The organism is Sphingomonas sp. ATCC 31555 (genome assembly GCF_000282895.1).
Taxonomy (GTDB): Bacteria; Pseudomonadota; Alphaproteobacteria; order Sphingomonadales; family Sphingomonadaceae; genus Sphingomonas.
The window spans coordinates 65,344-86,301 of sequence record NZ_ALBQ01000042.1 but is presented as its reverse complement, the minus strand read 5'-3'; the positions used below and the strand labels follow the sequence as shown (position 1 = coordinate 86,301).

The following is a 20,958-nucleotide window of genomic DNA, read 5'->3' as shown; positions in this document are numbered from 1 at the left end:
TGCCGCGAGCGACTTAATCCTTGCGGCCCGCGACCCAGCGCAAGCCCCAGCCCAGCTTCTCGTCGAGGACCTGCTGGTCCCGCACATAATCCACGATCCGCGTCACCTTCACGCGCCCGGCGTCATTTTCGATCAGCACGATGCCGCACAGTCGCCGATCGTCGCGCCCCTCGGTCATCCGCACTTCGATCGGCGGCTGGTCGGGCATGGTCACCAGCACGACGCCATCGGTCTGCTGCCAGTTGGGCACCCCGTCATAGATGTTGGCAAACACCGCGATGCGCCGAATCTGTGCCCATTGCGCACCGTTGACCCGCAGCGTTTCGCCTTGCGAAACGTCCCCGGTACGGTCGTCGCCCGACAAGGCGATATAGGGCAGATCGTTGAACGAACCGAACGCCTTGCCGAGCGCCTGAACCACGCCCTTGCGCCCGTCGGCAAGTTCGAACAGGCAGCCCAGATCGAGATCGATCGCACTGCCGCCGCCGAAGAACCCCTTGCGGCCGCGCGACCAGTTCAGGTTGATGATGATCTCGCCGAAACTGGCTCCCCGCTTCTCCAGGCTGACGGTCTGGCCCGCCTTCTCCAGCGTGACCTTGCTTAAATTTACCGGCGGCGGCGGCGGCGGCGCTGGCGGCGGGACCGGTGCAGCGTCCTCCGCCACGTCGATCCCGAACGCGCGCGCGAGGGGCGCGAGACCGCCATTGAAGCCCTGGCCTACCGCACGAAACTTCCACTGGCCATTTCTGCGATACAGTTCGCCGAACGTCATCGCCGCTTCGCTCGCCCCCGCCAGCGCCGGCGCGAACCGCAGCGCGGCCGCTCCGCCCGAAGGCGCCACGGTGATCTCCGCGCCGTCGAGCAACGCCAATGTCTGGCTTTTGGCCTGCGCCTCGTGAATGGTGACGCAGAAAACGATCTTCTCGATCTCGCTCGGGATCCGCGCGAGATCGACTTCGAACGCCCCCCGACCGCCGGCCGACACAAAGCGGATCCCGCCGGCGCCGCCTTCGGGCTGGTTGTAGAAGACCATGTCCGCATCGTCGCGAACCTTGCCGGAGGCCGTCAGCAGATACGCCGAGGCGTCGGCGTCGACATCACGCCCGGGCGCTACCTTCCAAGCGAAACCAATGGTCAGCGCATCGCCGGGTGTAGGGGCGTTGCCGCCCTGTTGCAGATCGGTCATGCAATATCCTGCCAATCTAGCCGGAGGACGATCCTTGCCACGCCATCAAAGCGCGGCGAGAATCGAACCCATCATCTCCTGGAACGTGCGGCCGGAGGTGCGCTCCCCCAGCGCCTTCATTTCCCAGCTATCGCCCGAGCGAACCAGTTTCGCCATGACCTGCCCGGTATGCGAGCCCGCACCGGTCAGATCGTAGCGCGCGAGTTCCTTGCCGTTGGTGGAATCGACAACGCGGCAATACGCATTCTCGATTCGGTCGAAGCTGTCGCCGGTGAAGCTGTTCACCGTGAACACCAAGGTCCGCACATTCGCAGGAAGACGGGTCAGATCGACATTGATCGTCTCATCGTCACCGTCACCGGCACCGGTGCGGTTGTCGCCGCTGTGCACGATGCTGCCGTCATTGCTGGCCAGCTGCCGGAACCAGACCTGGTCGAGGAGATTGCCACCGTCGTCGAACAGCAGGCAGGAGGCGTCCAGATCGATGTCGCCCCCGCCGCCGCCAAGCAGGCCGAACAGCCCCTTGGTTTTGCGCACGTCCCATCCAAGGCCCATCGACACGCGCGTCAATGCGCCGCCACCGGTCTTCTCCAGCCGAACGGACTGGCCCTTTTGCAGACTTACCAAGCAGATTCCCCCTCTGATATCGCGCTACCTTCAAGTGCCAACGGACTATTACAATTCGTATGTCGCTCGCAACAGCGATGAAGGCATTCGGTTCGCTGCGGATTTTCCAGCAACGGAGATTTGACGAAGGCGGACTTTTTGCCTGATATCGGCGTCGTCAACTTCCCAGGGGTTCTCCACTAAATGAAGGTCGAAATAGGCCGATTGCTGTCGCTCCTCGACTATATCGAAGCGGCAGAGCGAGATCGCCTGCCCACCGTCATCGACATGGCCGACTATCGCGGATTCCGGCGCCATGGTGACGAGATCATCAAGCTTCCGGGCGTGCGGGTAAATGTCCGCGATGGCGATGACTCTCTTTGGCTGAGCGTCGAACGGCTCGTACGTCGGCCACCGCCGAGGCCCGCTGATACTGTGCTGAGGGCCTGGATCGACTTATCCGATGATGTTACGGCAGCGCCCCGCCTGCGGTCCGAAATCCCGAACGATGATCCAGGCGGCAATCCTACGCTTCGGCTCGACGAACAGGTGGATCGCGCGCGACTCGAAGCCCAGTTGCTCGGCTATGTCCGCGAGATCTGGTCGCCTTGGGTGCTGGAGGAGCGGCCGCGGCGCTACGCAATCGATCTGTACAACGGCCTGTTCTCGCTTCGTCAACTGCTCGACGGGGGAGCCGAGCAGCCGATCGAATTGGCGTGGGGCATCGGCATCGCCCGGTGGGGGCATCGGGGCGCCAAGCTTCACCATCCGCTGCTTGCGGTGCCGGTCGAGCTGTCGATCAACGATCAGACCCATGCGATCGAGGTGCGTCCGCGCAGCGAATCGCCCGTGAGCATCGAAAGCGATCCGCTCGATGCCCTTGAAGCGCCTTCGGTCGACGCATGGCGCAAAAGCACGCAGCGCCACCTCGATGGGCTGGAGGGCGACGGGCTGAGTCCGTTCGATACGGAGAGCTTTGCTCCGGTACTGCGCCGGGCGGTAGCCCTACTCGATCCCGACGGCCACTATTTGCCCGATTTGGGCGAACGCCATCCACCGGCCGGTGATACGCTGCAAGTGGACGATCGTTGGGTTCTGATCCAGCGCACCCGTCGCGCGACACAGCTGATGGACGACCTGCGCCGCTTTCGTACGGTGATCGAACAGGTCGACGACATCGACGCGATTCCCGCCGCGGTGCGCGTGCTGATCGAACCGCCGGCAGACGTGACCGTCGCCGCAGAATATCCAAGCTATCGCGGCGTATCGACGATACCCGGCATCACCTCTTCGGACGGGTCAGGCGAAGACCTGTTTTTCCCCAAGCCGTTCAATCGCGAGCAGGTCGAGGTGATCCAGCGCCTCGCGACGCGACCGGGCGTAGTAGTCCAAGGCCCCCCGGGCACCGGAAAGACGCACACGATTGCCAACATCGTCAGCCATTATCTGGCCCAGGGAAAGCGCGTGCTGGTCACCTCGCAAAAGGCCCCCCCGCTCAAGGTGCTGCGCGAGAAACTGCCCCCTGCGGTGCGCCCGCTGGCGGTCAGCCTGCTTGAGAGCGATCGCGACGGTCTCAAGCAATTTCAGGAGTCGGTAGACATCATTGCCGATCGCCTGCATCGCACCCGCCCTGCTGAGATCGGCAGACAGATTGCTGCACTCGACGCACGCATCGAAGCACTACACCGCGGACTCGCGGGGATCGATCGCCAGGTGCAAGACATCGGGCGGGGATCGATGACTGCAGCCACGATCGACGGGGTTTCCATCACGCCCGCAGAGGCCGCCCGCCGCGTCGTCGCCGCGGGCGAGCTCTCCGCATGGCTGCCCGATGCGATCGACATCATCGCCTCGCACGAACCCGAATTCGACGACGATTGCATCGCGCGGCTGCGCGTGGCGCGAAAAGCCGCTGGCGAACGGCTGGCCGCCTTGGGTGTCACCCCGCCACCCGAAGCGCTTCCCGACAGCGTGGCCCTGCTGGCGCTGCATCGCGATCTGGTCGAAGTCGATCGCATCGACCAGTCGATCGCCGAAGCCGAAGCGCTATCCGGCGGTTCGACGATCGACACTGTGATCGCCCTGCGCGCCGAGCTGGATGGAATACGCAGCGAGCACGCTGCCGCCGATAGCGCCCCCTATGCGTGTACGGCCGCGGTGCTCCTGCGCTGGCGCATGGACGAGGACGATGCCACGCTGGTCGCGCTTGTCGGGTTGGAGGAGGAAATAGCGGCGCTAGCGGAGGAGAGCCGCCATTTCCTTGTTCGACCGGTAGTGCTGCCCGAGGGAGCCACCACCGACCCTGCGCTGCGCGAAGCGATTGGCAAGCTCGCGCAGGGCGACGATCTTGGGCTGTTCCAGTCGCTCTTCGCGCGGCAATTGAAAGGCCAGATCGCCGCGATCCGGCTTTCCGGACACGCTCCGGCAAATGCCGCTGACTGGACCGATGTCAATCGCTACCTTGCCACGCTCGATCAAGCGCAGCGGCTGAAAGCGGCGTGGAACCATGCCAGCGTACAGGCGGGACTCGATCCCGTTGCCGGAGACGGAGCCGGGATTGCCGAAGCGATGCGGCGGCAGCTTCGGCATCTCACCCAGTTGCGCGACGTTGCCGACCGGGAACGCCGACTGCAGATATCGGTCCGAACGGTCCTGCCCGGCTGGCGCACGCGCATAGCAGGCGATCCCGACGCCAGCGACAGGCTCGCCGCATTGCTCGACCGGCATCTGCGGCGCGAGCGGCTCGCGGCGGCGGAAAGCGAACTCCAGCGGCTCACGACCATGATCGCCGAGATCCAGGGCGATGCAGGCGAAGAACTGCGCGCCATCGTGGCGACGATGGTGGGTCAGCCCGCCGCCGATGAAACACGCCTCGCGCAACGCTGGGCCGCGGTACTGGCCGAGGGCGCCATTCTTCGCCGTCTCGCGCCACAGTTTGCCGAAATACGGCACGTCACCATGCTGATTGAGGAAAGTGGCGCCCCGCAATGGGCACAGCGCCTGCGCAGCGAGCCGGTGACGGGGGTCGAAGATCCGCTCACGCCTGGCGACTGGCGCGCGCGGTGGACGCTGCGCCGGCTGGCAACCTGGCTCCAGCGGATCGACTGCCATGACCGGCTGGCCGCGCTCAGCGGCGAGCGCAGCGACAATGAAGATCAGCTACGCCGCGCATATGAGGAATCGATTGAGCTGCGGACATGGTGCCGACTGGCGGAGAAGGCCAGCGACCAGGTTCGATCCGCGCTCGCCGCCTATGCCCAGGCTATGCGCAAAATCGGGCGCGGCACGGGCATTCGCGCCGGCCGCTATCGCCAAGATGCGCGTGCGGCAGCCGATCGTGCCAAGAACGCGCTGCCCTGCTGGATCATGCCGCATTATCGCGTGTCGGAATCGCTCCCTGCCGAACTCGGATTGTTCGATCTGGTGGTGATCGACGAAGCATCGCAATCGACCGTTGCCGCCTTGCCGGCGCTCCTCCGTGCCAAACAGGTCTTGATCGTCGGGGATGACCGCCAGGTCAGCCCCGACGCCGGTTTCCGCGAAGAAGCGCGGATGAACCTGCTCGCGGACCGCCATCTCGGCGGCCAGGTTGCCGATTACCGCGCGGCGCTTCGCGAAGAGAAATCGCTCTACGATCTGGGCACGGTGGTGTTCGCGGGTGGCGCAATCCTACTCAAGGAGCATTTCCGCTGCGTCGGCCCGATCATCGAATATTCGAAGGCACAATTCTATGCCCACCAGTTGGTGCCGTTGCGCCTGCCCACGGCCTCGGAACGGCTTGACCCGCCCCTGATCGATATTCTGGTCGAGGACGGCTATCGCAAGGGCAAGATCAATCCCCCCGAAGTCGATTGCATCATCGATGCGATCGGGCGGATTGCCGAGGATCCCGCGATGGCGAGCCGCTCGATCGGTGTGACCACATTGCTCGGTCAGGAACAGGCCGTTGCGATCTTGACCGCAATCGAACAGGTGCTCGGTGCAGAGATAATGCTGCGGCACAACATTCGTGTCGGGGAGCCTGCTGCGTTCCAGGGCGACGAACGTGACATCATGTTCTTGTCGCTGGTCGCTGAGCGCGGCAGCTCCGGTCTCTCCGGCCTCGGTTTCGAGCAGCGCTTCAACGTTGCGGCATCCCGCGCGCGGGACCGCATGGTGTTGGTCCGTTCGGTCGAGCTGGAGGACCTGCGCGCGAGCGACAAGTTACGCCGCAGCCTGATCGAGCATTTCCACGCTCCCTTCGCCGGCGAGTCCAGCCTGACAGAGGATCGCCGCGCGAAATGTGAATCTCCGTTCGAGCGCGAAATGTACGATGTGCTCATCGAACGCGGGTATCGCGTCGATACCCAGGTGCCGGTCGGCACAAAGCGCATCGACATGGTGGTGGAAGGCGGCAACGATTCTCGGCTGGCCATCGAATGCGATGGAGATCGCTATCACGGCCCCGAACAATGGCCCGACGACATGGCGCGGCAGCGGATGCTGGAGCGTGCGGGCTGGACGATATGGCGCTGCTTCGCTTCGCGCTTCGTCCGCGAACGCCAGGCGGTGATCGACGAACTGGTCGCCGTACTCACCGCGCGCGGCATCTTGCCCGAGATCGGACAGGATCTGCCGCCCAGTCGCTATACGGAACATCGCCGATGGCGGAGCGTACCGGCGCAACGCGAACCGGTGCCCTATGCGTGGTTAGTCCCGGCAGCCCCGTTTTGACTGGGAACCGCGATCAGCGCCGGCGCTCTGCACGGATCACTGCAACGATTTCCGCGTCGATCTCGGCATCGAAGGGCTGTGCCGCGCCCGTGGCGACATCGATCCAGGTCGTGCTGAAGGGGATGCCCACCTCGTCGCAATAGGACGCGCCGCCGGCCGCGCGCGTGTTGATTTCCAGAATCCGCCAGGCACCGTGGCGATCCTGCTTGTACTGGACGTTGATCGCGCCGTGCAGGCCGAACCTCGCGACAAGCCCGGCGGCATGCGCTATGAGTTCATGACGAGTTTGAATGCGCTGCCGGTTCGCATCGAGCTTGGTTCGCACGGCGGCAAGCATCACCTTGGCCCGGTCGGCGACGATATCCACCGACGCTTCAAGGCCGGGCAGATGTTCCATGACCAGCAGCGACACCTGCTTGCCAGTCGCCTGCGCCTGACGCAGCATCGCCGCATATACTTCAGGCGTGATCCTGCGCGCATCCGGATCGGCCAGATGATCGAAGGATCCTTTCGCATTCAATGTCCAATATCCAGCGCCGTAGATGCCGATCGCTGGCTTGACGCAAGCCAGGGCTCCATTGACGGCGAGGCTTTCGACTGCCGCATCGAACATGGCTGCAGAACGAACCGGAATGGTAGGGCAAAGCATCGGATCGCCGACCAGCGATGCAGTGAATGCTGCCTTGTCCTCTAGCATTTCGAGCGTCGGGGCATCCGCTGCGACGTGTAGGGCAATCCCATTGGAACGGAATCTATCGGCCATCCCGGCAAGCGCAGCCCGTCCCCGTTGCGCGACCAGCGCTTCGACCCGCTTCTCGATCGCTGTGTCGAGAACCCATTGCGGATAGTCTCCGGCAACGTCCGGCTCGTTCCAGAATTCGGGCGCGACATCTCTGACCGGGGAGTCGGCGTCCATCGCGCTCACCGCCAGACGCACGGCAGGGCGCTCCTGAACAATGCGAGCCACGACGTTGCGCAACGAGAACGATTGATTAAACCAGACCTTCATGGTTTTGCGATATCGCTAGGGGAGAGGTCGTCAACCCGTACCGGATGATCGGATGGCGTCTGAGCTCGAAGGCCGTGGTTCCCCGACGTCCCATTAGATTGGCGGTAAGATGGGTGCTCCCAGGCAGACGATGCCGGTACGATCACCCAGCCCTCGCCAGACCAACTTCGCTTCGAATGCAGATGAATTTAGGCATCGCTAGCAAGCATGCTGACGCTACGACATTGCACTGCCCCGCCGCTACGGAGCTCTGGCTAGCAGAATTTCCCAATGAGCTGAGTGCCCAGCGCTTTCACCTCGGGTGCGCCATTTCCTCAAAGACGCAGAAATCCGCCGTTTCCGCATTCACCCGACGGGAGGAAGATGAGAACGAAAGGCGCGTTCTCGGCCGGTCGCTGAAAGGCAGGTTCCCGGCCGCGAAAGGCGGGAAGCTGCCGTTCGATCACCACTGAACAATGGCGGCCCGCGACTGCGACGTTCCGCCGAGATCGACGCCACGTCGGCTGCAGCCGTAACCCGCCATAGGCTGGCCTGACAGCTCACGAGCGACCTTAGCTACTCAGAACCGTTGTAAGAGGTCTCTCTGGAACGGAGGTTCACGGACATTCCCCAGAAGTTGCTTAACCCCTTTCGGAAAGGCATAGCCGCCGGACGTATTCGGCTCGGAGGTCCCATGGCGCTGGTGAAGAAATCGACGTTAGGTGCCCGCGCGCAGGACCGTGCCAAACAGCTGGCCGAGGCACCCCAACCCTCTTCACCGCCGACGCCTCCTCGCGCGCGTGCGGGACGCAAATCGCGACGCCCGGCCAATGCGGTCGACGGTATGGACCAGGCGGTTCAGGAGCTTGCGAGCGGGATCGCCGAGGCCGCCGCCGCGGCCAGTGAGCTACAGCGCTCCGCGGATCACATTGCGAGCAGTGCGGAAGAAGCGGCGGGTGCGGCGCATGAGTCGCTTGGGCTGATCACCTCCCTCAACACCAGTTTCCGGGACGCCAGCGGGCGGGCCGATGCGGCGCGGCACAAGATCGAGGCGGTGCAGGCCGCCTTCTCGGATGTTGGCGGCCAGATCGAAGCTTCGGTCGCGGCGATCGAGTTGAATGCGCAGCGTCAATTGGCCACCGTCGATGCAGTCATCGCGTTGGAAAAGGTCGCGGGAGAGATCGCTGACATCGGCGTCGGCGTGGCCGATCTTTCCGATCAGACAAGCCTTCTCGCGCTCAACGCGACGATCGAGGCCGCGCGCGCAGGCGAAGCGGGCAGCGGGTTCGCTGTCGTCGCCGATGAAGTGCGTGCGCTCGCGGAGACCTCGGAGACGGGTGCGGGGGATGTCCAGCGATTGGCCGAAGGCGTTGCCGTCGCGGTGACGGACATCGCCGAGCGGATGCGTGCCGCTTCCCGCCTTGCAACCGGAGAGGCCGCTGCCGGACGCGACGTCGTGTCGCGCCTGCGCGAGGCACGCGACGCGTTGGCGGGCGTGCGCGCGACAACGCAGGAAATCGTTCAGGCGTCCATGGAGGCAGAGAGCGCAGCCCGCGAGGCGGAACGCGGCGCCGAGCAGATCGCGAGCGCAGCCGAGGAACAGTCTGCGGCAACCGCGCAGGCGCAGCAGGCGCTCGAGCAGCAGAGCGCCTCCCTCGAGCAAAGCCAGCAGACGGCAGACGCCCTTGGCGGCCTGGTGCAGGCGCTGCAGACCAATGGGAGTGACGCAGCCGCCGTCGATCAGGTGGCGGCTGCTGCCGAAGAACTGAGCGCGACCGTGCAGGAACTGTCGGGCGCGTCCGGCGAGATACAGGTCGCGCTCGAACAGATCGCGCGTGGCACACAGATCCAGGCTGCATCGACCATGGAGGCTGATACCGCCATGGGCCAGATCGAGAAATCGGCGGAGGTGCTGCGCGCCGGCGCCTCGGCGGCAGCCGAACGGATCGCAGGCATCGTGGCGGGTGTCCAGGAGAATGGCGATACGATCCGCCGCCTGGTGGCCGGGGTCGAAGACGGTCTTTCGGAAGTTCGCGGCGTGATGGATGCCCTTTCCGCGCTGCGCGGCACTGCGCGCGACATCGAGAAGATTGTCGGGCAGCTCGGCCTGATTTCGGTTCAGACCAACATGCTCGCCGTCAGCGGTGCGGTGGAGGCGACACGCGCCGGCGAAGCGGGGCGCGGCTTCGCAACGGTGGCGAGTGATATTCGCAAACTCGCGCGCGACTCCGCCGGCAATGCCGAGCGCGCCACGGACATCGTGCGCACCATCCAGGATCAGGTCGCCATGGCCCGCCGGGATTTGGAGCAGGTCGTCGGCGCTGCGGAGGTCGAGATCGTCCGCAACCGGGGCGTGGTGGATCGATTCCGATCGGTCGCGGATGAATTGTTGCTTGTCGGCGGCGTCAACGACGCGGTGCTTGCTGCGGCCGATGAAGTGCTTCGATCCGTGCGCGAGATTCGCAGTGGCACGCGTCAGATCGCCGACGCGGCGGAACTGGCGAATGCTGCGGCGGGCGAGGCGGGTGCCGCGGCACGGCAGCAGGCGCAGGGAGCCGAGACACTCGCAGCGGCCATCGAAGAAATCGCCCAGATAGCTGCCGCGCTCAGTCAGAAGGCCGACTGACGATCATGGCGGGGACCGCCGAAGCGCCCGAGAACGTCCTGCTGCTGCGCGTCGGCGGGCAACGGCGCTCGCTTCCGGCGGCAATCATACGTGAAGTCACGCGTTTGCCGAGGCTGACGCGCGTGCCCCATGGTCCGTCAGCGTTGCTGGGGCTGGCCAACATCCGGGGCAAGGTCGTGCCGGTGCTCTCGCTGGCCGAGATGATCGAGCGGCCGCGCGGGAGCGAGCAGCGTTTGATTGTCGTAGAAGACGGCGATCTGTTTGCCCTCGCCGTCGATCGCGCGGACCAGTTGACGCAAGCGGAAGACGCCGCCGATGTGACGCCACTGGACGCCGCTGCGCTGATCGCCGCCAGCACCCCGCCACGAGACGCAAGGCGGGCGCCGCGTATGGAGGTGGAGGACCAGCAGGGAACAGGTGTCACGCCGGCCGACACGGTGGCGTTGGTCGTTTTCAGGCTCGCCGGTCAGGAATTCGCCCTGCCGCTCGATACGATCGACGAAGTGTTGCGCGTGCCACCCGAGGTCGCCCGCATGCCCCATGCGGAAAAAGTAGTGGTCGGCAGCACGGCCGTTCGCGGCGAACTGTTGCCCGTGTTGTCGCTCGGCGCGCTTCTCGCGATGCCGGCTGTCGACCCCGAAGCACGTTCCCGCATCGTGGTGGCGCGGATCGGCGGGAGCCGCGTGGGTCTGCTCGTGGACGCGGTGCGCGGTATCGAGCGCGTGCCGGAGACGGCAATCGATCCGGTGCCCCAGGTGCTGACCCGCGGCAACGCCGAGGCACGCATACAGGCGATCTGCCGTCTCGATGACGGACGCAGGCTGGTGTCGGTGCTGGCGGCCGAGCATTTGCTCCGCCCCGACATCACGGCACGTCTGACGCAGGGTAGCATGGAATGCGATGGCGGCGAGGCGGCGATGGATACGACCAGTGCGCAGTTCCTGCTGTTTCGGATCGGCGAAGGCGTCTTTGGGGTGCCGATCGACGCGGTGGAAGAGGTCGTGGCGCTTTCGGGCAAGCTCGCCCGGCTTCCGAAGGCGCCTTCCTTCGTGAAGGGGGTGATGAACCTTCGCGGCGCGGCGGTACCGGTGATCGATCAGGCGGAGCGCTTTGGCGAAGTGGCCCGCCCGGGACTGCGGCGACGCGTCATCATCGTCCGCATCGGCGACGTTCGCGCTGGCTTCGCCGTCGATGCTGCGTCCGAGATCGTCCGCATCGCATCGGATGCGCTCCAGCCGGCGCCCGAACTCGGCACCGAAGGGACGCGCATCTTCGAATGGGTCGCGGCTCTATCCCAGGGCGAGGAAATCGCGCTGATCGTGTCGCCGCGCGAACTGCTCGACGGTGCCGAACAGGACCTGTTGCGAGGCATGGCCGGCGCATCGTGATAAAGCTGCTGATCGTCGACGACTCGCCGCTCATGCGCCGTCTTCTCGTCGACATTTTCACGGACGCCGGCGACTTCGAGGTCGAGGTCGCACGCAGCGGGGCCGAAGCGCTGCAGCGCCTTGCCGCATTTGCGCCCGACGTGATCACGCTCGACATCCACATGCCGGGCATGGATGGGCTGGCCTGCCTCGATCGCATCATGATCGAGCGGCCCTGCCCGGTGGTGATGGTCTCGTCGCTGACCGCCGCGGGGGCGGATGTGACGCTGCAGGCCATCGAACTGGGTGCGGTCGATTTCATCGCCAAGCCGCGGGGAGCGCTTTCGCTCGAGATCGATACCGTCGTTCCCGCGCTGCTGGAGAAAGTCCGCACCGCGGCTGCCGTCCGCATTTCGCGCGCAACCCGGCTGCGCGAGCGTGTGCAAGCGAGGACGCGTGCCAAACCCCGCACGGTTGCATCGCCGGGACCAAAGGTGGTCCGCAGGAGCGCCGCCGCTGGTCCAATACCCGCCGACGGTCTCGTGCTGGTCGGTTGCTCGACCGGAGGCCCCCCCGCGCTGGACGCCTTGCTCGGCGGCCTGCCGGCCGATTTCCCATGGCCCGTACTCGTCGCCCAGCACATGCCCGCGACCTTTACCGGTCCTCTTGCCCGGCGGCTGGACAAGATGTGTGCGCTCACCGTCACCGAAGTCGCGAGATCGACCGCGCTCGAACCGGGAAACGTCTATATCGGTCGCGGCGACGCGGACCTGATCGTCACCCGTCGCGCGGGCAGCCTTGCGGCGGCTGCCGCGCCCAGCAGTGCCGACCATTTCTGGCATCCCAGCGTCGATCGCATGGTCCAAAGTGCTATGGCGCATCTTCCGCCGGATCAACTAGTTGGCGTGCTGATGACCGGCATGGGAAATGACGGGGCTGCCGCCCTGACGGAACTGAAGACGCGCGGCGGTACCACGCTTGCCGAGTCCAGCGATACCGCCGTCGTCTGGGGTATGCCGGGAGCGCTCGTTGCGGCCGAAGGCGCCTCCATCGTTGCGCCGCTCGAGTGCCTGGCCGCTGAACTGGTTGCGTTGTTCGCGCGATGAGCAGGCGTGATCCGACTGCCAGCGCTCCGTTGCCGGTACTGACAAGCGACGAGATGCAGCGGGTCAGCGCGCTTCTATATCGTTGGACGGGCATGATCTTCGGCGCCAACAAGCGCTATTATATCGAACGCCGCATCGGCGCGCGGATGGTCCGCGCCGGGATCGAGGACGTGCAGGCCTATCTCGGGTTCGCGGAGACGAACGGGCCGGAACGGGAAGCGTTGATCAACGCCTTCACGATCAACGAAACCTATTTCTACCGGGAGGACCATCAGCTTGCTGCGCTGGCTCGCGAGATCCTGCCCGAACTGGTCAGGGAGCGTCGCCCGGGCGATCTGATCCGCATCTGGTCGATGCCCTGCTCGACCGGCGAGGAGGCTTATTCGATCGCGATCTGGCTGCTTGAACACTGGCCACTCGTCGACGCTTACAATATCGAGATCGTGGGATCGGATCTCGACACCGCCGCGATCGAGCTCGCGCGCGCCGGGCGCTATGGCACCCGGGCACTGGCCCGGCTCCCCCAGGACGTCGTCGATCGTTACTTCGAGGCGGAGCATGGCCATCGCAGGAAGATCATCGACGACCTTCGCGAGTCCGTGCGCTTTGTTCCGGCCAATATCGTCGACCGGGCGACGCTGACCGGGCTCGGGCGGTTCGACGTGATCCTGTGCCGTAACTTGCTGATCTATTTCGACGATGATTCCCGTTCCGTCGCGGCTGCGAACATGTTCGAGAGCCTCAACCCCGGTGGCTTCGTCTGCTTGGGGCACAGCGAGTCGATGGCGCGCATCACCGATCGTTTCGCCATGGCTCGCCTTGAGAACGCAATCGTCTATCGTAGGCCGTGATGGACGAGTTGCTGGAACATTTCCTGATCGAAGGACGCGATCTGATGGCTGCCGCGACGGCTGCCCTGGCTTCGCTGGCACACGATCCCGAAGACGCGGCAGCGATCGACGCGGCCTTTCGCGCGATCCACACGCTCAAGGGCTCGGTCGCGATCTTCCCCATGGCGGCTGCCGAACGCACGCTCCATGCCGCCGAAGATGTGTTGGAACGCGCCCGCGAGGAAGGCGCGGCAATCGACGCCAAGGCGAGCGCCGCGCTGGTCGCCTGTCTCGACGCGGTGGACCGCTGGATCGACGAGCTCGAAGCCGCCGGCGCCTTGTCGGACGAGGCGGCGACCCGCGCGGCGAAGCTCATCGGCGATTTGCCCGGGCACGTGCGTCCCGGGCCGTCCGCCGTTGCCGGGCAGACGCCGGAATGGGCAAGGCAGCTAGCCGCACACGCCAACGGCCCGGCAACTGCGTTTCGCTACACGCCCGATGCGGACTGTTTCTTCCGCGGCGACGATCCGCTGGCGGTCGCCGCCGCGATACCCGACCTTCTCTGGTTGCATGTCCGGCCTGCAGCGGAGACCTGGCCGAGCCTCGACGCGCTCGATCCATTCCGGTGCATCTCCATCCTGGAAGGCGTGAGCGGCGCGCCCATCGAGGCGCTCCAGGGGGCCTTCCGTCTCGTGCGGGATCAGGTCGAGTTGCATCCCGTCGCACCCGAAGCCAAGACCGCCCAGGCACGCGAGGCAGGGGCGACGTCGATCATCCGGGTCGATGCGGCCCGGGTCGACGCGCTGGCGGACGGCGTCGCCGAACTGCTCGCCGCCGTCCACGCCCTCGCGCCGCTTTCCCGGGAAGCGGAGCAGTTCGATCCGCAACTCGCCGCGAAGCTACGCACGACACAGGGCGCCGTAGAGCGGGCGGCGGCCGAACTGCGGCGCGGTGTCCATTCCATTCGTCTGGTGCCGCTGGCGCCGGTATTCCGCCGCTTCCCCCGCATGGTTCGGGAGATCGCCGCGGGGCTGAGCAAATCCGTGACCTTCGCCACCAAGGGCGAAACGCTGGAGGTCGACAAGCAGATCGCGGAAGGTCTGTACGAGCCGCTCCTGCACCTGCTCCGGAACGCCGTGGACCATGGCATCGAATTGGCTTCGGACCGAAGCGCTGCGGGCAAGGCGCCGGAGGGAAACATCACCCTTGCGGCGGCGCGCGAGGGAGACGCGGTACTGATCGAGCTAGTCGATGACGGCGCCGGCATCGATCCTGCCAGAATCCGCGAGGTTGCCACAACGCGCGGGTTGCTCGAACCCGAGGCGGCCGAGCGGCTGGAGGATGCGGAAGCACTTCGCCTGATCTTCGCCCCCGGCTTCTCCACGGCCGGGCAGGTTACCGAAGTCTCGGGCCGCGGCGTCGGCATGGATGCCGTTCGGGCAGCGGTCGAGAAGCTTCGCGGGACGATCACGGTCGATAGCACCCTGGGCCAAGGCACCCGCTTCCGGCTTCGCTTTCCGGCCAATGCGCTCACGACGCAGCTCCTCCTCGTCGAGGCCGCCGGCGAGCGCTATGGCGTGCCGTTCGACCAGGTCGTGGAAACCGTGCGGCTCGACGAGACCGCGTTGATGCCCGTTGGTGAGGGCACGGCCTGCGTCCTGCGCGGGCAGACGGTGCCGGTGCTGAGCCTGGCGCGATTGCTGGACGGTCACGAGGTTCGGACGTCCGTCGCAAGGCTGCTCGTCACGCGCGCTTCCGGTGAAACCGTCGCGCTGCGCGTGGATGGCTTTGGCGATCGCATGGAGGCCGCCGTGCGGGCGCCTAGCGGCCTTCTCGCCGGGGTGCGCGGCATCAGCGGAACCACCCTGTTGGGGGATGGCGGCGTCCTGCTCGTCTTGGATCTGAGGGAACTCGCGGCGTGACCGTTCGACTCGCCGGGGATGTGATCTACCTAGAAGGCCGATGCCTTGCCGAGGACGCCGATACGCTTCTGGTCTATCTGCAGGAGTGCCCCAAAGGACATGTCGACATGGCTAGGGTGGAGCGGCTTCATCTGGCAGTATTCCAGATTCTACTGGCTGCAAAGCCTGAGGTTCGCGCTGCGCCGCCACGGGACGGCTTCGTTGCCCGCCACCTGATTGATCTGCTTCTATGACAATCCTCCCCCGGGGTGGTATGGTTATTTCGGGAACGGCTGCGCGGGGGCATGTCGGCCCGAATTTCGGAGTTTTGCATGCCGGTTACCGTGTTGATTGTCGACGACAGCAAGCTAGCGCGCATTGTCGCGGGGAAAGCGTTGGCGGAGATCAAACCTGACTGGCAGAAGGTTGAGGCGAGCGGTAGCGACGAGGCGCTGCGGGTGATCGACGAGCAACCCATTGATGTGGCGCTCATCGACTTCAACATGCCGGAAATGGACGGCCTGGAACTCGCCTCGGCAATTCGTGCGCGACGGCCGGAGATGCCCCTGGCGATCATCACGGCAAATATCCAGGATGAGATCATCGCGCGAGCCCGGGAAGTGGGCGCCGCCTTCGTCGCCAAGCCGGTGACGGTCGAGAGTATCGAAGCGTTTCTTTCAGGTGCAGCGCTACGGTTGCGGATGGCCAAGGCGTGACTCTCGACAATGTGATGCTCGGAGAGCTCGAGCGGGACGCGCTTACCGAGATCGTGAACATCGGCGTGAGCCGAGCAGCGTCGAGCCTTCGTAAAATGATCGGCGATCAGGTCAGCCTGTCGGTGCCCTCGATCGATGTGGTTAGCCAGCACCGTGCGGCGCGGCTCATCGGAGAACGCGAGGATTCCGGCCTCGTAGCAGTACGCCAGGATTTCAGTGGCCCCTTCGCGGGAAGGGCCCTGTTAATCTTCCCGGAAGGCAACAGCCTCGAGCTTGCGCGCGCGGTGACAGGCGACACGCTCACCGGTACAGATCTGATGGAAATGGAGACCGAGGCCCTGACCGAAACGGGCAACGTCATCCTCAATTCCTGTCTCGCCACCATAGCCAACATGCTGAAGCGATCGCTGACAATGACGATCCCGGAGGTTCTCCGGGGCGACAGCGCGACGCTGTTCGATGTGGAGGGCGACGGTGCCACGGACGGTCTGGTGCTTTTTCTCTATATCGATTTTGCTGTGCGGAAGCGCGACATTCGCGGCTACATCGCCATGATCATGGATCTACCGTCGCTTGAAACGATCAAGGAGCTTCTTGACGAGTTCATCGAAAGAGTTGTCGGCAATGATGCCTGAATCGCCATTCTACGCTGGCGGACAAGATCGCGCCTTCATGGCTGCGGTCGGCGCCAGCGGTAGCTGGGATTGGGATATCGCTTCCGACACGCTGCGCGTCGATGCAGCGTTCGCGGAACTATACGGGCTGGAAGCGGAAGCTGCAGTGTCGGCGCTCCCGACGTCCACCTTCTTCAAGGCCATTCACAGCGCCGATCGACCGCGCATTCGTATCGCCATTGCCGGCATCCTGGCCGGTGCAGAGCACTTCTCCAAGGAATTCCGGATCATCGCGCCGGATGGATCGACCTTGTGGATGCACGGGCGCGGCCAGTTGCATCTCGATGCGGACGACGAACCGCTCCGCTTTACCGGTCTTTTCATTGATGTCACCGAGCGGAAACGCACCGAGGAGCGGCTGCGCATCGCCCAGTCTGCGGGCGGAGTCGGAACATTCGAATATATCGACGGTTTCGCCACGGCAGCGGTCTCAGCCGAGTTCTGCCAGTTGCTGGGCCTGCAGCCTGCGACCGCGCTCCCGGTCAAGACCATCAACAATGTGCTCGCCGCCGGCGAGCCGCCGCTGCTTCCTCAGCCGGGAAGCGGCATGATCCCGGATACGCTCGAAGGCGTGTTTTGCGTCGTTCGCCGCGATGACGGCAGGTATCGCTGGATTGCACGTCGCGGCGAAGTGCTGCGCGAAGGGTCGGGCTACCGTTTGATCGGTGTCATCTATGACGTGACGGACGCCAAAGATCAGGAAGCCCGCCTGCGCGAGCTCGCGGAAACGCTGGAGATGCGCGTCCAGCAGGAAGTGGCCGAGCACCGGCAGACCGAAGATGCGCTGCGCCAAGCGCAGAAAATGGAAGCGGTCGGCCAGCTGACCGGGGGTATCGCGCACGACTTCAACAATCTGCTCACCGTCATCATCGGCAATGTCGACACAGCGCTTCGGCGCATGGGGGACGCCGCAGACCCGCGCATTCGCCGCTCGCTGGAGCATGCGCTGAAGGGAGCCGAGCGCGCAGCCGCACTGACGCAGCGCCTTCTCGCCTTTTCCCGGCGACAGCCGCTGGAGCCAAAGACCATCGATGTCGCGCGTGTATTGGACGGTATGACCGATCTGCTCTCGCGCTCGATTTCCGAGGCGATCGCTGTTCGGATCGTCGCGGAACCTGGCCTCTGGGCGGTCGAGGTGGACCCGCACCAGCTCGAAAACGTCATCCTCAACCTGGCGGTGAATGCCCGTGATGCCATGCCGGCGGGCGGCGATCTCACCATCAAGGCAGAGAACATCGAACTGCGGGAGCAGCTTTCGGACGATTGCCCGCCCGGATCTTACGTGGCTATTTCCGTCGCAGACACCGGCACCGGCATGTCGCCTGAGACGATGGCCAAGGTCTTCGACCCGTTCTTCACCACCAAGGAGGTAGGCAAGGGCACCGGCCTCGGGCTCTCGATGGTATATGGCTTCGTCAAGCAGTCAGGCGGGCACATCTCGATCGCCTCGGTGGAGGGGCAAGGCACGACCGTCTGCCTGTATCTCGCGCGCCAGGCGCAAGGGGCTTCGATCGAGACGAAGAGCGACGACGCGGCTCCTGAGACGGGCAGCGCCGACGAGACTATCCTGGTCGTCGAGGACGACGACGACGTGCGGGCCTACACGGCCGGCATCCTGCGCGAGCTCGGCTACCGCGTGATCGAGGCCGACGACGGAGCAGATGCTATAAACCTGCTGGGACGCGACGACCTGGCGATCTCGATGCTGCTGACGGACGTCGTCATGCCCAAGATGTCCGGTCGCGAGCTCGCGGACCGGGCCCATAGTCTCCGCCCGGGCCTTCGCGTGCTGTTCGCGTCGGGGTACCCTAGCGACTTCATGATGAGCGACGGTCGGCTGGCGCCGACGGTGGATCTGATCGCCAAGCCCTTCACCTATGCCGGGCTCGCAACCAAGGTGCGCGAACTGCTCGATCAGCGAACGCACGCGCTTGAACAGGAAGCGAGGAAGCCCAACGCTGTCGTATTGGTCCAGCGCATCGAGCCGTGAACGGTTCCGATTTTCGGCCTCGCGACATCACCCGGTAATCGCGGCAACCGCTGGGCCTGGCCGGTTCCGGCACCACGGTAGTGACGTGAACTAGCGCGAGAACGGGAAAGCCGTGGAACGGTTTCTTTTCCGAAACGTTTTTGCGAGGAACAGGACACAGGGCGGGAAAACCATGCAAAAGGCTAATATGAACGGTTCGAGCACTACGCCGCTCACCGATGAAGAATTCAAGGACCAGCTGCAGAAGGTCATACCGCACCTCCGCGCCTTCGGGCGGGGGCTATGCGGCAACCGCGATACGACGGACGATCTCGTCCAGGAGACCATGCTCAAGGCATGGTCCGCGCGTAGCCGGTTTCAGGCGGGGACGAACTTCAAGGCGTGGGCGTTCACCATTTTGCGGAACCTCTATTTCAGCCAGACGCGTCGCAAGCGTTTCGTGGGGGAGTGGAACGACCTCGTCGCGGATCGCGTCCTGGCCGCGCCGGCCAGTCAGGACAAGACGGTGGAGCTTCGCGACCTGATGCGGGCGCTCCAGCAGATATCCCCTGACCAGCGCGAGGCGATCATCTTGGTTGCCGCGGCAGGCATGTCCTATGAGGAAGTCGCCGAGGTTACCGGCGTGATGCTGGGCACGGTCAAAAGTCGTGTTTCGCGGGCGCGGCTTGCACTGGAGACGCTCATCAATGAAGGCGCCCTCAAAACCAAGCGCCATGACTTCGATAGCACGGAGGGTGCGGTAACCAGCCTTCTCAAGGCGCTGAATGCCATTCAGGCACGCCATGCTCGCAAGGTAGGCCAAGCGGAAGCGGCAGCGCTTCCGATCGCGGCCTGACCGGACGGTTCCGCACGGTCTCCACGTTCCCGAGGGGAAGGCGTGCTCCCAGCGCTTGGCAAAGGCTGGAACCGCGTCGTCTTCATCGCTTCGATCCGGCTAGCGGCAGCACCGGTCCGTCCGGTAGGATGACGCTAGGTCTTTCCAGGGAATCCAAAAAATCCCCAGCGGATAAGCTTGAATGTTAAGGAGCTTGTTGGTTAGGCGATCGCCGCATGTCGGCTTCTGACGCTAGAGCGGGTTCGCGATGGGCGGAATCGCGAGGGATTCCCTTTTCGCTGATCGTGTGATTCATAGGCTGCCGTCACGATGAAGGCGGCAACGGGTTGGCGATCTGGGCAGAGCTACTCGCAGGATTTGCGTGATCGGGTGCTGGCGGCGGTGGACGGCGGGATGCCGGTCCGCGAGGCGGCAGTGATCTTCAAGGTCAGTATTGCCTACATCTACAAGGCGCGGATCCGGCGGCGGCTGACCGGTGATGCCGGGATCAACCCGAACCGCGGCCGTCCCCCGCGCAAGCTCTCCCCAATACAGGAGCTGGCGCTGGCGGCGCACATCCGCTCGCAGCCGGGGATCACGCTGGCGCAGGCGAAAGCGTGGCTGCTGGCCGAACACGGGATCGGGCTCAGCACCGGCGCGATGTGGAACGCGGTTCGGCGGCTCGGCCTGTCGTTTAAAGAAAGCCCTGCACGCAGCCGAGCAGGAGCGGTCCGACGTGGCGGCACGTCGCAAGCTGTGGCGGGCAGCCCAGCCGTTCATCGACCCTGAGAGCCTCGTCTTCCTCGACGAGACGGGGGTAAACACCAAGATGGCGCGGCTCTATGGCTGGGCGCCGGTCGGCGAACGTTGCCGCGATCGCGTGCCGTTCGGACACTGGAAGACGATGACCTTCATCGCCGGCCTGCGCCTGACGGGCATGACCGCGCCCTGGGGGCTCGATGGGCCGATGGATGGCGATGCCTTCCGGGTCTATATCCGCGACGTCCTGGCACCCACGCTCCGACGCGGCGATGTCGTGGTGCTCGACAATCTGCCCGCACACAAGGTCGCCGGCATCCGCGAGGCGATCACCGCCCGGCGCGCCCAACTCTTCTACCTGCCCCCGTACAGCCCCGACATGAACCCGATCGAGATGGCCTTCGCCAAGCTCAAGGCGCTCCTGCACCAGCAGCCAGCCCGAACCGTCGATGCCCTTATCGAGCGCATCGGCGACCTGCTTGATCGCTTCCCTCCCCACGAATGTGCCAACTTCTTCCACGCCGCCGGGTATCAACGGTCAATGTGAAAATGCTCTAGCAGGGAGAATTGAGAGTGGACGAAATTAGGGGTCCTCGCGATCCCCGCGCATTCAAGACCTTGGACCGGTTCCTGGACGAGGACGGGATCCGCGAAGAAGTCACCGCCGCCGCCCTGAAACGGG

At 64.9% G+C, this 20,958-nt stretch carries 15 protein-coding genes; 12 read left to right on the top strand and 3 right to left on the bottom strand.

Annotated features, from left to right (window positions below; genetic code table 11):
* Positions 1-13 precede the first annotated feature (13 nt).
* On the bottom strand, positions 14-1,186 hold the full coding sequence (locus B215_RS0115775) for a TerD family protein (protein WP_019370614.1): 1,173 nt from the start codon (positions 1,184-1,186) through the stop codon (positions 14-16).
* 45 nt (positions 1,187-1,231) lie between these two features.
* Entirely contained in the window at positions 1,232-1,813 is a 582-nt protein-coding gene (locus tag B215_RS0115770; protein WP_026009327.1) for a TerD family protein, read from the bottom strand.
* Positions 1,814-1,996: 183 nt separating this feature from the next.
* Here B215_RS0115770 and B215_RS0115765 point away from each other — a divergent pair, with 183 nt between their 5' ends.
* Complete coding sequence (locus tag B215_RS0115765; RefSeq protein WP_019370612.1) at positions 1,997-6,505, top strand: AAA domain-containing protein; 4,509 nt, start codon at positions 1,997-1,999, stop codon at positions 6,503-6,505.
* Between the two features lie 13 nt (positions 6,506-6,518).
* Here the strand turns inward: B215_RS0115765 and B215_RS20700 are convergent, their stop codons facing one another.
* Entirely contained in the window at positions 6,519-7,514 is a 996-nt protein-coding gene (locus tag B215_RS20700; RefSeq protein WP_019370611.1) for an ATP-grasp domain-containing protein, read from the bottom strand.
* A gap of 673 nt (positions 7,515-8,187) precedes the next feature.
* Between B215_RS20700 and B215_RS0115750 the strand changes: the two genes are divergently transcribed.
* The 11 genes from B215_RS0115750 to B215_RS20985 all read left to right on the top strand — a co-directional run bounded on the left by B215_RS0115750 (position 8,188) and on the right by B215_RS20985 (position 20,823).
* Positions 8,188-10,119, top strand: coding sequence for a methyl-accepting chemotaxis protein (locus B215_RS0115750; RefSeq protein ID WP_026009326.1), 1,932 nt, complete (start codon positions 8,188-8,190; stop codon positions 10,117-10,119).
* Positions 10,120-10,124: 5 nt separating this feature from the next.
* Positions 10,125-11,507, top strand: coding sequence for a chemotaxis protein CheW (locus tag B215_RS0115745; RefSeq protein WP_019370608.1), 1,383 nt, complete (start codon positions 10,125-10,127; stop codon positions 11,505-11,507).
* Entirely contained in the window at positions 11,504-12,592 is a 1,089-nt protein-coding gene (gene cheB / locus B215_RS0115740; RefSeq protein WP_019370607.1) for a chemotaxis-specific protein-glutamate methyltransferase CheB, read from the top strand. Before B215_RS0115745 ends, cheB begins: the two co-directional genes overlap by 4 nt.
* Positions 12,589-13,443, top strand: a complete 855-nt coding sequence (locus tag B215_RS0115735; protein ID WP_026009325.1) for a CheR family methyltransferase — start codon at positions 12,589-12,591, stop codon at positions 13,441-13,443. The genes cheB and B215_RS0115735 overlap by 4 nt, the downstream gene beginning before the upstream one ends.
* The gene (locus B215_RS0115730; protein ID WP_019370605.1) at positions 13,443-15,344 is read left to right on the top strand and encodes a chemotaxis protein CheA; all 1,902 of its coding nucleotides are present in this window, start codon (positions 13,443-13,445) and stop codon (positions 15,342-15,344) included. Before B215_RS0115735 ends, B215_RS0115730 begins: the two co-directional genes overlap by 1 nt.
* Positions 15,341-15,577 (top strand): hypothetical protein, encoded by a 237-nt coding sequence (locus B215_RS20990; RefSeq protein ID WP_082664454.1) that lies wholly within the window; start codon positions 15,341-15,343, stop codon positions 15,575-15,577. The genes B215_RS0115730 and B215_RS20990 overlap by 4 nt, the downstream gene beginning before the upstream one ends.
* A gap of 78 nt (positions 15,578-15,655) precedes the next feature.
* Complete coding sequence (locus tag B215_RS0115720) at positions 15,656-16,039, top strand: response regulator (protein ID WP_019370603.1); 384 nt, start codon at positions 15,656-15,658, stop codon at positions 16,037-16,039.
* A 14-nt stretch (positions 16,040-16,053) separates the two neighbouring features.
* Positions 16,054-16,674 (top strand): chemotaxis protein CheX, encoded by a 621-nt coding sequence (locus tag B215_RS0115715; RefSeq protein WP_037513969.1) that lies wholly within the window; start codon positions 16,054-16,056, stop codon positions 16,672-16,674.
* Between the two features lie 37 nt (positions 16,675-16,711).
* Complete coding sequence (locus B215_RS0115710) at positions 16,712-18,703, top strand: hybrid sensor histidine kinase/response regulator (RefSeq protein ID WP_019370601.1); 1,992 nt, start codon at positions 16,712-16,714, stop codon at positions 18,701-18,703.
* A gap of 187 nt (positions 18,704-18,890) precedes the next feature.
* Positions 18,891-19,538, top strand: a complete 648-nt coding sequence (locus tag B215_RS0115705; protein ID WP_019370600.1) for a sigma-70 family RNA polymerase sigma factor — start codon at positions 18,891-18,893, stop codon at positions 19,536-19,538.
* A gap of 309 nt (positions 19,539-19,847) precedes the next feature.
* A protein-coding gene (locus B215_RS20985) for an IS630 family transposase (RefSeq protein WP_152997812.1) occupies positions 19,848-20,823 on the top strand; the annotation gives its coding sequence in 2 pieces (ribosomal slippage) (positions 19,848-20,210 and positions 20,212-20,823; 975 coding nt in all).
* The last annotated feature ends 135 nt before the right edge of the window (positions 20,824-20,958 follow it).